Below are 12,481 nucleotides of genomic sequence, written 5' to 3'. Positions count from 1 at the left end.
TCCGATCAGCTCTGCAGGGCCAGGACCAGCGGAAACACGCCCGTTACACCCGATCGGCGGAGCAGCCGCGCGACCACCGCGAGGGTCCACCCGGTCTCGGTGAAGTCGTCGACCAGCAGCACCGGACCGGGTGACTCGCCCAGCGACCGGGCGAGTTCGGGCGGCACCACGAACGCCTCGTGCAGCACGCGCAGTCGCTGAGCGCTGTTGCTGCGCGGAACCCGCAGCGGCGCACCGCTGTCCACGTGGGCGACCTGGCCAAGCAGCGGTATGCGGCCCACCTCCGCGATGCGGGCGCCCAGTGAGCCGATCAGCTGGGGGCGGGTGTGCGAGGCGATCGTGACCACCCCGGCAGGCCGGGCCGGCGCCTCCGGCGCTCCGCTCGCCCAGCCGCCCGGGCCCTTCGCCCAGTCGGTGAGCACGCGCACCACGGCCTGCGCCACATCGTCCGGCACCGGATCGTCCGGGGCGCCGTCGGCGAACATCGGGCGCAGCCGGTTACCCCATCCGATGTCCGAGAGCCTGCCCAGCGCCCGCCCGGGCGCGGCCTGCTCCCCAGGGGGGATCCGGCCCTTGAGGGTTATACCGGCGGCCTCGAGTCCTGACGGCCACATCCTGCGCGGCTCCACCTCGACCCCGGGTCGTCCCAGGGCGGCCCGTGCGGCATCGAGAGCCGCAGCGGAGACCTGCTCGCCGAAGCGCGCGCCCGCGCAGTTGTCACAGCGGCCGCAGGGCACGGCCTCCTCGTCGTCGAGTTGGCGACGCAGGAACTCCATCCGGCAGCCGGTGGTCGTGGCGTACTCCCGCATCGCCTCCTGTTCCGCCTCACGCTGGCGGGCGACCCACGCGTATCGCTGCGTGTCGTACGACCATGGCTGTCCGGTGGCGGTCCAGCCACCGCGCACCCGGTGCACCGCACCGTCGACGTCGAGCACCTTGAGCATGATCTCCAGGCGGTTGCGGCGCAGATCGACGCGTGGCTCCAGTGCCTGGGCCGAGAGCGGCCGGCCGGCGGCGGCCAGCACCTCCAGCGTGCGGCGGACCTGTTCCTCGGGCGGAAAGGCCAGGGAGGCGAAGTACTCCCAGATCTTCTCGTCCTCGGCGCCCGGCATCAGCAGCACTTCCGCATGGTCCACACCGCGACCGGCCCGGCCGACCTGCTGGTAGTAGGCGATGGGGGAGGACGGCGAGCCGAGGTGAACGACGAATCCCAGGTCGGGCTTGTCGAAGCCCATGCCGAGCGCGGAGGTGGCGACCAGCGCCTTGACCTCGTTGGCCAGTAGAGCCGACTCGGCGGCCTTGCGGTCGGCGTCCTCGGTCCGGCCCGAGTACGAGGCCACCTCGTAGCCGCGCTGCCGCAGGAAGGCCGTGACCTCCTCGGCAGCCGCCACTGTCAGGGTGTAGATGATGCCGGAGCCAGGAAGCTCCCCCAGGTGGTCGGCGAGCCATGCCAGCCGGTGCGCTGCGTCCGGCAGACGAAGCACACCGAGCGACAGGCTCTCCCGGTCGAGCGGGCCACGCAGCAGGAGGGCGCCCTCGGTGTCCCCGGTGCCGAGCTGCTCGGCGACGTCCGCGGTGACCCGCGCGTTCGCGGTGGCGGTGGTGGCCAGCACAGGCACCCCGGGCGGGAGGTCGGCGAGCATGGTGCGCAACCTGCGGTAGTCCGGCCGGAAGTCGTGGCCCCAGTCCGAGATGCAGTGCGCCTCGTCGACCACCAGCAGGCCGGTCGTGGAGGAGAGCTTGGGCAGCACTTGGTCGCGGAAATCAGGGTTGTTGAGCCGCTCCGGGCTCACCAGGAGCACGTCCACCTCGCCTTCGGCCACTTCGGCCTGGATGGTCTCCCACTCCTCCGGATTGGCCGAATTGATGGTGCGGGCGCGGATCCCGGCGCGGTCGGCCGCATCGATCTGGTTGCGCATCAGCGCGAGGAGCGGGGAGACGATCACCGTCGGGCCGCTGCCGCGCCGGCGAAGCAGCGCGGTGGCCACGAAGTAGACGGCGGACTTGCCCCAGCCGGTGCGCTGAACGACCAGCGCGCGCCTGCCGTGGGCGACCAGCGCCTCGACCGCACGCCACTGGTCCTCGCGCAGCCGGGCGGTGCCGGTGTCGTCACCGACGAGGCGGGCGAGGATGGAGTCCGCCTCGGTGCGGAGGGCGGTGCTGGTCGTTTCGGTCATGCGCCCATGGAACCCGATGGGACAGACAAGCGCGAACGTCGATGACGCGCCTGTGGATAACTTGCGCGCCGTCTATATGACGATATTGCCTAGTTATCCACAGGCTGGGAGAGGGGGCTGGCGTAGATCGCCGGCCTGCGTCACCTTCGGATCATGACTCAGCACAACGAGATCCAGCCCGACGAATCCGCCCGCCCCACCGACGAGCACAAGGTCACCCTGCGCAGCCCGGCCGAGCTGGCCGACGCGCTTCCGTACCTGCTCGGCTTTCATCCGACCGACTCGATCGTGATGGTGGCTCTGCACGGTAAGCACAGCCGCTTCGGCGGTCGGCTGCGCCTGGGCATTCCCACCGACCCGCGGGAGTGGCCCGAGGTCGCCACCGAGCTCGCCGAGTGCCTCGTGCGCGGCAGCGAGCAGCGCGGGGGCCGCCCCGATTCCATCGTCGTCTTCCTGTGCCAGGACCCTGTCGAAGGGGAGCGGCCGGGGCGGACCATGGAGCGCCTGCGGCCACTCGCCCAGAGGCTGCGGGTCGCCTGCGGCGCCCTCGACGTCCCGGTCATCGAGGCGCTGTGCGTGTCGGGCGGCCGCTGGTGGTCCTACACCTGTTCGGACGCCGGCTGCACCTGCCCGCCCGAGGGCGCCGAGATCAGCTCCCCCGGAAGCTCCGTCATGGCCGCGGCCGCCGCCTACGCGGGCATCCAAGTACGCGGCTCGCTACGGGAGATGGAGGCCCGCCTGACTCCGCCGGAGACACCCCCGTCCACCGCCCAGGAACAAGCCCTCGACATGGCCGCGGCGGACCTGGTGCCGCGCATGCTCGGCAGGGACGAGGACACCGTCGAGACGGTACGGCGGGAGACCCTGGCTCTGGTCGAGTCCGCCCTGCACCGGTTCCGCGAGGCCCCGTCCGAGGACGACGGGCCGTGCGGCGACGCCGGCGACGACGCGCTGCTCGACGAAGCGGAGGCCGCGGCGATCATTCTCGGGCTTCAGGACCGCATCACCCGCGACCACGCCGCCGAGTGGATGGAGCCTCCGCACAGCGAAGCGGCGCTGCGGCTGTGGCGCGCGCTGGCCAGGCGCTGCGTCAAGCCCTTCCAGGACCACGCGGCGGCCCCGCTCACTCTCGCCGGCTGGGTGGCCTGGTCCGCGGGCGACGAGGCCACCGCGCGGGTCGCCTTCGGCCGTGCCCTGCAACTGGACCCTGACTACACCTTCGCCCGGCTGTTGCACGCCGCGCTCAACGCCGGAGTCGACCCCGAGCCGTTGCGCGGATGCTTGCGCGGACTACGGCGCAAGCGCCTCGGGCCGACGGTGGCGTGCGCTACAGCTCACCGCGGGCCAGCCGGATCAGCCGGTCGAGGACCCGGCCGCCACTCACCCGGAGCCCGTCGTGCTCGTATTCGTCGGTGACCCAGGTACGCAGCCCACGAACGGCTCGCGCGGTGGCCAGCGAGTCGGCCGTGTCGACATACATGTCGTCGTGGTAGACGGCAGCCGCGACCGGGACCTCGTTGCGGGCCAGCCGCTCCGGGTCGTACAGGTCCGGCCAGTTCGCCTGCGCCGCCAACTGCCGGGCGGTCTCGCGCAGTGGCGCCAGCGCTGGGTCGGTGGTGAACATCCAGGGGTAGATCATCTCGCCGGTCAGCAGCAAGGGAGCGTCGCCCGTCAGCGCCTTGTCCACATCGAAGCGGGGGAATTCGGCGCGCACCGCTTCCGCCGCCCAGCCGGTGGGGTTCGGCGACACCGAGCGCTGGCCGTAGATCGACTCGTGGAGCACCGCGTAGAGCGGGTTACCCGCGAAGGACAGATGCCCTTGCGTCTCGGCGAGGAAGGAGTCGGAAAGCACCGACTCCGCTGTGCCCGGGACGAAGGCGTCCTCCAGCAGATAGTGCAGGGTGTGCGAGCCGGTGCCGGTGCCCAGGATCCGGCCCAGCGACTGGAAGGCCTCGGCGGTGAGCAGTCCGCCACCGGGCAGGGTCACGTCGGTGTCGCGCAGATGCCGGGCGACCGCCCGTACCGTCGCAGCGTCCTCGGGATAGCGGTCGTAGTGCGCGGCCACCTTCCGCTCGACGCGCGGGTAGGCGGCGCGATAGACGTCCTCGGCGCTGCTGCGGAGCCCGGCGAGGCCGCCTGTGATGAACGCCTCCCGCACCCCTTCCGGGGCGAACGACAGATAGGTGAGTGCGCAGAAGCCGCCGTAGCTCTGGCCGAGCAGGCTCCAGCGGCCGTTCTCGCCCAGGAGTTCACGGCGGATCAGTTCGCAGTCGGCCACGATCGAATCGGCGCGGAAGTGCGCGAGATACGCGGCCTGGGCAGCGGCGTCCCCGCGTGACGGCAGGGTCTGCCGGGTGGCCGGAGTGGAGCGGCCGGTGCCACGTTGGTCCAGGAGCAGCACCCGGTAGTCGTCCAGAGCGCGCGTGAGCCAGCTGTCCCTGCCCAGCGGGCGCGGCGAACGGCCACCCGGTCCGCCCTGCAGGAACAACAGCCAGGGCGGATCCTCCCGGTCGGCATCGCGCCGCTTCCCGGCCGCCACGACCTCGCGGGCGTAGACCTGGATCCGTTCACCGGCCGGGTCCGCGTGGTCCAGCGGCACCTCGAAGGCGTGGTCGGTGACAACGATTCCGGGCTGGCGGTACACGGCCATGGTTGCTTCTTTCCGGTGATGCGTGCCGACGGTGCTAACGGTTTCCCGAGCGAACGGTAGACGGGCCGTGACCCGAGCGCCCACCCGGCCGTTCAGGTGGGTGGTGTCGAACCGCGGAAGGCGTCCGAGGAGGTGGCATGAGCCCGCAGCAGAACACTCCGCCGACTCCGCCCGGCCGGCCGGACCGGGGGCCGAGGTCGGTGCACGACGCGGTGATGTGTGTCGCCGCGCCGTCGCTCGCGGTCTCCGCCGGGCACGGTCAGTTGCTCGGGCAAGGTCTGGACGGCTTCTACCAGGACGGCCGTCGGGTGCTGGCCCGCTGTGAGCTGCGGATCGCCGGCTCGGCTCCGATCCCGGTGCAGGGCCGGCTCGTCACGGCGGGCCGGGCCAGATTCGTGGCGGTCGTGCGCACCGGGGCGGACGGCGGCCCTGACCCGGCGGTCACCGTGGAACGGGTGCGCACGGCTGGGGGCGCCGAGCGGATCACCGTGCACAACACCGGTTCAAGGGGCCTGCGCCTGCCGCTGGAGGTGTCGCTGGGCACGGACCTGGCCGACCTCGCCGCGGTCGCCTCCGGGCGCCCCGGGCCGGACCTGCCGGCCAGCGTCTGTGACTCGGGGCTGCGCTGGTCACGGGACGGGGCGGGGGCGAGGATCACCGCCCATCCGGCGCCGGACAGTGCGCTGGCCTCGGCCGGCCTGCTGCGCTGGGATCTGGCGGTGCCGCCGGGCGGCTCCCGGGTCATCGAGCTGCGCGCGGTCCTGGAGCCGCCACCGGACGCGCCGTCCGCACGCAGCCCGGGCGTGCGGGAGGTGACGGTGCCCGTGCCGTGGTCCGCCGCCAAGATGTCCTGTGACGACGCGCGGGCCGAAGCACTGCTGGGCGCGAGCCTCGACGACCTGAGTGCCCTGCTGCTGCGCGACCCTGGTCAGCCGGCCGACCTCCATACGGCGGCCGGGGCCCCCTGGCGGCTCGGGCTCGCGCCGGCCGACGCCCTGTGGGCGGCCCGCATGATGCTGCCGCTGGGCACCCGCCTTGCCGCGGGCACCCTGCGCACGCTGGCCCGCCGCCAGGACCCCGGCAGTGGGCGCATCCCGGGGGTCCTACGGCACGCGGGGCCTCATCTGCCCCCGACCTGCTCGGGCGTGGAGGCGACGCTGCTCTTCGTCACCGTCCTGGCCGAGGCCCGGCGATGGGGCCTGCCGGAGCGGGAGTCCGAGCCGTTGCTGCCCGCCGCCGAGCGCTGCCTGCGCTGGCTGCTCGCCGCTGCCGGCGACGACGGCTATGTGCCCGACCCGGCCCCCGGCGGCCCAGCCCGGTGCGAAGTGCAGGCCCACGCCCACCGGGCCATACTGCACGGCGCCGACCTGCTCGATGCCTACGACCGCCCCGGAGCCGACGGTTGGCGGGAGCGGGCAGCCGAGCTGCGCCGGCGCTTCCGGGATGACTTCTGGCTCGAGGACCGGGCCGGCGGCAGACCCGCGGCCGCCCTCGCCCCGGACGGCAGACCGGCGCCGCATCTCGGCTCCGCCACCGGCCACCTGCTCGATACCGGGCTGCTCGGCGGCGGTGACCTCGCCGAGGGCCTGCTCGACAAGGTGCAGACCGAGCAGCTCGCCCGCCTGTTGGGCGCCCCGGACCTCGACTCCGGCTGGGGGCTGCGCACGCTGTCCGCCAAGGCCCCGGGACACAATCCCTTCGGCCACCGTGGCGGAGTCGTACGCGTCCACGAGACGGCCGTCGCCGCCGCAGGATTGGCCGCCGCCGGGTACGAGAAGGAAGCCGCCTCCCTGCTGCGGGGCCTGCTCGACGCCTCGGAGGCCTTCGGCCACCGGCTGCCGGAGATGTACGCGGGGGAGCAGCGGGCCGCCGGCCGGGCGCCGGCCCCGCACCCCTCCGCCGGGCGCCCTGCCGCCGTGGCCGCGGCCGGCGCGGTCCATCTGCTGATGTCCCTGGCCGGAGTCCGCCCCGACGCCCCCGAGGGGATCGTCGCCGTGCGGCCCATGGGCAGTGCGCCGCTGGGCGCGGTGCAGCTGTCGGGGCTGAGGGTTGCCGGGGAGCCGTTCGCCGTACGGATCAGCAGACTCGGCATGGCCATGGTCGAGGAGGCCGCCCCGGGCCTGCAGCTCGGTGCGTGAGCCGGTGCTTGGCGCAGCGCGTGCCCCGGCGTGTGACCCGGCGCACGACCCGGTGCGCCAAGCAGCTGCTTATCGTCAGGCAGACGACTAGGATCGCCGCCATGCCGCCCTACGACCCGTCAGCTTTCCCGCCCTTCGCCGTCACCGTCGACCTCGTCGTGCTCACGGTGCGCCACCACGCGCTGTGCGCACTGGCGATTCGCCGGGGCGAGCCGCCTTACCAGGGGCGGTGGGCGCTACCCGGAGGCTTCGTCCGCGTCGACGAGGACCTGGGCGACGCGGCGGCCAGGGAGCTGGCCGAGGAGACCGGGCTGCGCGCCCAGAACGGCGCCCACCTGGAGCAGTTGGCCACCTACGGCGATCCGCACCGCGACCCTCGGATGCGCGTGGTCAGCGTCGCCCACCTCGTGCTCGCCCCGGACCTGCCCGCCCCCCGGGCCGGCGGCGACGCCCGCAGCGCCCGCTGGGCCCCGGTGACCGAGCTGCTGCACGACGGTGCCGCCCTGGCCTTCGACCACGCCCGCATCCTCGCCGACGGCGTCGAACGAGCCCGCTCGAAGATCGAGTACTCCTCCCTCGCCACCGCCTTCTGCCCGCCCGAATTCACCGTCGGCGAGCTGCGCCGGGTCTACGAGGCCGTCTGGGGCGTCGCCCTGGACCCCCGTAACTTCCACCGCAAGGTCACCGGCACCCCGGGCTTCCTCGTCCCCACCGGTGGCACGACGACCCGTCAGGGCGGCAGGCCCGCACAGCTGTTCAGGGCCGGAGGTGCCGCACTGCTGAATCCGCCCATGTTGCGCCCCGAGGTGTGAAATCAGGGCAGTTTCGGTAAAAGCGGCGTTATCGTGCAAAGGTGATCCAGGCCATCGGACTGACCAGCACATCCCGGGGCGACCGACCTCCCGCCGTCGACGACCTCAGCTTCGAGGCCCGCCCCGGGGAGGTCACCGCCCTGCTCGGCGAAAGCGGGGCCGGCAAGTCCACCGCCCTGCGCCTCATGCTCGAACTCGAACCAGGCCGCGGCGTCACCCTCTTCGACGGCCGCTCCCTGCACCGCCACCCACACCCCGCCCGGCAAGCCGGCGCACTCCTCGGCGACGTCCCCGGCCACCCCGCACGCACCGTCCGCGGCCACCTGCGGATGCTCGCGGCCGCCGCCGGCGTCCCTGCCACCCGGGCCGAGCAGGTCCTTGAGGTCGTCGGCCTCAGCGAGATGGCCGGCCACCGGCTCGGCAGCCTCTCGCTCGGCATGGACCGACGCCTGGGCCTGGCCGCCGCCCTACTCGCCGACCCCGCGGCCCTGCTCCTCGACGACCCCACCCGTGACCTGACCCCCCGCGACACCGGCTGGCTGCACGGACTCCTCAGGTCCTACGCCGCCCAGGGCGGCGCCGTCGTCATCACGGGCCGCGACCCCAAGGCGGTCGCCCGGATCGCCGACCGCGTCGTCACCCTCCATGACGGCCGCCTCGTCGCCGACCAGCCCGCCACCGAGTTCGGCCGCACCCGGCTGCGCCCGTACGTCGCCGTGCGCTCCCCACAGGCCCAGCGCCTCGCCTCCCTGCTCACCCACGACGGCACCGAGGTGATCAGCGACAGCGGCAGCCGCATCGCCGTCTACGGCACCACGCCCGCGCACGTCGGCGAGACCGCCTTCCGGCACGGCATCCTGCTCCACCAGCTCGCCGACGCCACCGCCGACTCCGGGCCGCCGCCCGTCCCGCCCGCCGACGCGTACGACACCGTCCCCATCCCGCCGGTCCGCGACGCCGTGCCCCCGCCCGGCCCGGTCCGCCCGCTGCGTTACGAGCTGCGCCGCCTCGCCGGCGTACGCACCCCCTGGCTGATCGCCGCCGCGTCCCTGCTCGCTTCGCTCGCCGGAGCCCTCGCGCTGTTGCGCACCGGCCACCATGTCTCGCTGCGGGTGGCCACCGGCTGGCCGCACCTGCTGCCGCTGCCGCCCGCCGCGCTGGGCGCGGGGCTGCTGGGTGCGCTCGCGTACGGTCAGGAGTTCCGCTATCCCGCGCTCACGCCCGACCGTGCGGCCGGCCCGCGCCAACTCCGGCTGGTCGCCGCCAAACTCGCCGTCAACGGGGCGGTGGCCCTGCTGCTGGCCGCACTCGCCGCAGGGCTCGGCGCGGCCGCCGTACGGCTCCTCGAGGGGCCCGGCAGTGTCCCGTCACCGGTGGACCGCCCCACCGTGGCCGTGGGTTGGGCCGCGCTCAACGTGGGGTGTGCCTGGGCGGGGGTGCTGGCGGCCGGGGTGTTCCGTACGACCGCGCTCGGAATGGCGGGGGTGCTGGCCGTGCCGCTGCTGGTGGCGCCCGTCGTGCGGAAGGCGGCCGCCGTCCCGGCGATCGACGCCGTACGACTGGCCGCGGAACCGGTCAGGTATTCCTTCGGGTTGGCGCTGGTCGCTCTGCTGTGCGCCTATCTGGCAACGGTGTTGCGGGGTCGCGCCGGTTGACGGCGTCCAACTTGCGGTCAGATAAACCGAAGTGCTCCAGAACCCCGCAAGAAAGCCCATTTCCTTCCGATAAAGCGTCAATTATCAGGTGATGAGCGCTCACCCTTTCGTGTGCTTTTCAGCAAAGCCCTCAAGGCGCCCTGCGGCATCGCCGACAAAGGATGCGTGAGTACCCTTGCGCACACCATGATGACCGCGGCCCGCTCCGCCGACTCCAGCATCGTCGGCCCGGGCGAGCTCGACCGCTATCCGTACGGCGAAGCACCAGCCGTCGACCGACCCGGCGTTCCGGGACTTCCCTCCTGGGACGGGGGAGACTCCGATATGGGCCGGGTCGGCCGCCGGGCCGGCGGCAGCCGGGGCCGCGGGCTGCACGGCCAACTCGTCCAGCAGCTCGGCCAGATGATCGTCTCCGGTGACCTGGGCGCCGACCGCCCGCTCGTCCCCGAGGAGATCGGCCAGCGCTTCGAGGTCTCCCGCACCGTGGTGCGCGAGTCGCTGCGCGTGCTGGAGGCCAAGGGCCTGGTCAGCGCTCGTCCCAACGTCGGCACCCGGGTCCGTCCGGTCAGCGACTGGAACCTCCTCGACCCCGACATCATCGAGTGGCGGGCCTTCGGGCCGCAGCGCGAGGACCAGCGCCGGGAGCTCTTCGAACTCCGCTGGACCATCGAGCCGCTGGCCGCCCGGCTGGCAGCCGGCCACGGCCGGGAGGAGCTGCAGCAGCGCCTCACCGACATGGCGGAGATCATGGGGCACGCCGCCGGACAGGGCGACTCCCTCACGTTCTCCCGCGCCGACGCCGAATTCCACGCCCTCGTCCTGCAGATCGCCGGGAACCGCATGCTCGAGCACCTCTCGGGCATCGTCTCCTCCGCGCTCCAGGTCTCCGGCGGTCCGGCGATCGGCTGCGAGCGCCCCGGCGAGCACTCCGTAGGGCTGCATCTGCGGATCGTGGAGGCCCTCGCCTCCGGTGACGGGGCCGAGGCGGAGTCGGCCATGCGCCAGCTGCTCGGCGTCCACTCCGAGGTGCCGGGCGCGGCCGAGCACGTGGTGCCCGCCCCCCGCGAGCACTGACCGCGCCAGCCGTACGTCCCCGCCCGCCCCAGCCGCCGCCGGACCCCTTGCTCCCGGGCCGGCGGCGGAGTCATCCCCTCTGCGATCCGTGGAGAGTGCCCGGCTATGTCCGTCTGGTGCCGGAAAGGGATGTGACTGGGGCCACGTGGGCCGGGCGTAACGCTCTGCCGCGCAGCGCGATGAGGTAAGAGGTGGCAGCCGCAGGAGGAATATCCGCGACATACATGACGCTGAGTTGCTGAGCGGTTCCCACCGTAGTCGTTCCCATCGTTCCGAGAGGTTGTTCGTGTCGGCCAGCACATCCCGTACGCTCCCGCCGGAGATCGCCGAGTCCGAGTCTCTGTTGGCGCTCATCGAGCGGGGTAAGGCCCAGGGGCAGATCGCCGGCGACGACGTGCGTCGAGCCTTCGAAGCGGACCAGATTCCGGCAACCCAGTGGAAGAACGTTCTGCGCAGCCTCAACCAGGTCCTCGACGAGGAGGGTGTGACGCTGATGGTGAGTGCCGCTGAGGCGCCCAAGCGCACCCGTAAGAGCGTCGCAGCCAAGAGCCCGGCGAAGCGTACTGCCACCAAGACCGTCGCCACGAAGGCCGCACCGGTCAAGAAGACCGTCGCCGCCGAGGCCGCCCCAGCTCCTGTGGCGGCCGTGGAGACCGAGGCCGTGGCAGACGTGGCCGACGAGGCCGCGGCTCCCGCGAAGAAGGCTGTCGCCAAGAAGGCGGCGGCCAAGAAGACGACCGCCAAGAAGACCGTGGCGAAGAAGACCACCGCGGCCAAGGGCAAGACGGACGGTGAAGAGGCCGAGGGCGAGGAACCGCTCGACGAGGCCGCGCCCGGCAAGGACGAGGAAGGCCCCGACAAGCCCGAGGCCGAGAGCTTCGTCCTGTCCGACGAGGACGAGGACGACGCCCCGGCGCAGCAGGTCGCCGCGGCCGGTGCCACCGCCGACCCGGTCAAGGACTACCTGAAGCAGATCGGCAAGGTCCCCCTCCTCAACGCCGAGCAGGAGGTCGAGCTCGCCAAGCGCATCGAGGCCGGCCTGTTCGCCGAGGACAAGCTGGCGGCGGCCGACAAGCTCGCCCCCAAGCTCAAGCGCGAGCTGGAGATCATCGCCGAGGACGGCCGCTGGGCCAAGAACCACCTCCTGGAGGCCAACCTCCGCCTGGTGGTCTCGCTGGCCAAGCGCTACACCGGCCGCGGCATGCTCTTCCTGGACCTCATCCAGGAGGGCAACCTGGGCCTGATCCGTGCGGTCGAGAAGTTCGACTACACCAAGGGCTTCAAGTTCTCCACGTACGCGACCTGGTGGATCCGCCAGGCCATCACCCGCGCCATGGCGGACCAGGCCCGCACCATCCGTATCCCGGTGCACATGGTCGAGGTCATCAACAAGCTGGCCCGCGTCCAGCGCCAGATGCTCCAGGACCTGGGCCGCGAGCCCACCCCGGAGGAGCTGGCCAAGGAACTCGACATGACCCCCGAGAAGGTCATCGAGGTCCAGAAGTACGGTCGCGAGCCCATCTCCCTGCACACTCCGCTGGGCGAGGACGGCGACAGCGAGTTCGGCGACCTCATCGAGGACTCCGAGGCCGTGGTCCCGGCCGATGCGGTGAGCTTCACCCTTCTGCAGGAGCAGCTGCACTCGGTGCTGGACACGCTCAGTGAGCGTGAGGCGGGCGTGGTCTCCATGCGCTTCGGCCTCACCGACGGCCAGCCGAAGACGCTGGACGAGATCGGCAAGGTCTACGGGGTCACCCGTGAGCGCATCCGCCAGATCGAGTCCAAGACGATGTCGAAGCTGCGCCACCCGTCCCGCTCCCAGGTTCTGCGGGACTACCTGGACTGAGTCCCGGGGTTTTCGTACGGGCCCGTGACCGGCGCGGGCGGGGCGGGGCGCGGGGGGTTTGCGGCCCCGAGGGGGGGCGGGCCGTCTGGGCCAGCCGCCCCACTCGATGAAGCGGGGTGGTCGTGGGTA

The 12,481-nt window shown here is 72.6% G+C and carries 8 protein-coding genes; 6 read left to right on the top strand and 2 right to left on the bottom strand.

Annotation, left to right across the window (positions count from 1 at the left end; genetic code table 11):
* Window positions 1-5: 5 nt before the first annotated feature.
* The gene (locus ACFXJ5_RS25465; protein ID WP_384635349.1) at window positions 6-2,177 is read right to left on the bottom strand and encodes a RecQ family ATP-dependent DNA helicase; all 2,172 of its coding nucleotides are present in this window, start codon (window positions 2,175-2,177) and stop codon (window positions 6-8) included.
* Window positions 2,178-2,330: 153 nt separating this feature from the next.
* Here ACFXJ5_RS25465 and ACFXJ5_RS25460 point away from each other — a divergent pair, with 153 nt between their 5' ends.
* A complete protein-coding gene (locus ACFXJ5_RS25460; protein WP_384635346.1) occupies window positions 2,331-3,593 on the top strand; it encodes a DUF4192 domain-containing protein in 1,263 nt (420 codons plus the stop codon).
* On the opposite strand, the gene ACFXJ5_RS25455 is transcribed toward ACFXJ5_RS25460, so the two are convergent.
* Window positions 3,505-4,827 (bottom strand): alpha/beta fold hydrolase, encoded by a 1,323-nt coding sequence (locus ACFXJ5_RS25455; RefSeq protein WP_384635343.1) that lies wholly within the window; start codon window positions 4,825-4,827, stop codon window positions 3,505-3,507. The two genes, ACFXJ5_RS25460 and ACFXJ5_RS25455, sit on opposite strands and share 89 nt — an antisense overlap.
* Before the next feature lie 137 nt (window positions 4,828-4,964).
* Here ACFXJ5_RS25455 and ACFXJ5_RS25450 point away from each other — a divergent pair, with 137 nt between their 5' ends.
* The 5 genes from ACFXJ5_RS25450 to ACFXJ5_RS25430 all read left to right on the top strand — a co-directional run bounded on the left by ACFXJ5_RS25450 (window position 4,965) and on the right by ACFXJ5_RS25430 (window position 12,352).
* The gene (locus tag ACFXJ5_RS25450; protein WP_384635340.1) at window positions 4,965-6,965 is read left to right on the top strand and encodes a glycogen debranching N-terminal domain-containing protein; all 2,001 of its coding nucleotides are present in this window, start codon (window positions 4,965-4,967) and stop codon (window positions 6,963-6,965) included.
* A 101-nt stretch (window positions 6,966-7,066) separates the two neighbouring features.
* A complete protein-coding gene (locus ACFXJ5_RS25445; RefSeq protein ID WP_127359232.1) occupies window positions 7,067-7,777 on the top strand; it encodes an NUDIX hydrolase in 711 nt (236 codons plus the stop codon).
* 41 nt (window positions 7,778-7,818) lie between these two features.
* Complete coding sequence (locus ACFXJ5_RS25440; protein ID WP_384635337.1) at window positions 7,819-9,432, top strand: ATP-binding cassette domain-containing protein; 1,614 nt, start codon at window positions 7,819-7,821, stop codon at window positions 9,430-9,432.
* Between the two features lie 111 nt (window positions 9,433-9,543).
* Window positions 9,544-10,506: a FadR/GntR family transcriptional regulator gene (locus tag ACFXJ5_RS25435; protein WP_384635334.1), complete on the top strand. Its 963-nt coding sequence runs from the start codon at window positions 9,544-9,546 to the stop codon at window positions 10,504-10,506.
* A gap of 286 nt (window positions 10,507-10,792) precedes the next feature.
* Window positions 10,793-12,352, top strand: coding sequence for an RNA polymerase sigma factor (locus ACFXJ5_RS25430; protein WP_384635331.1), 1,560 nt, complete (start codon window positions 10,793-10,795; stop codon window positions 12,350-12,352).
* Window positions 12,353-12,481: the final 129 nt, after the last annotated feature.

It is taken from the genome of Streptomyces sp. NPDC059373 (assembly GCF_042751495.1).
Taxonomy (GTDB): Bacteria; Actinomycetota; Actinomycetes; order Streptomycetales; family Streptomycetaceae; genus Actinacidiphila.
The sequence above is the reverse complement of the archived record's forward strand: the minus strand, read 5'-3'. Positions and strand labels throughout refer to the sequence as shown.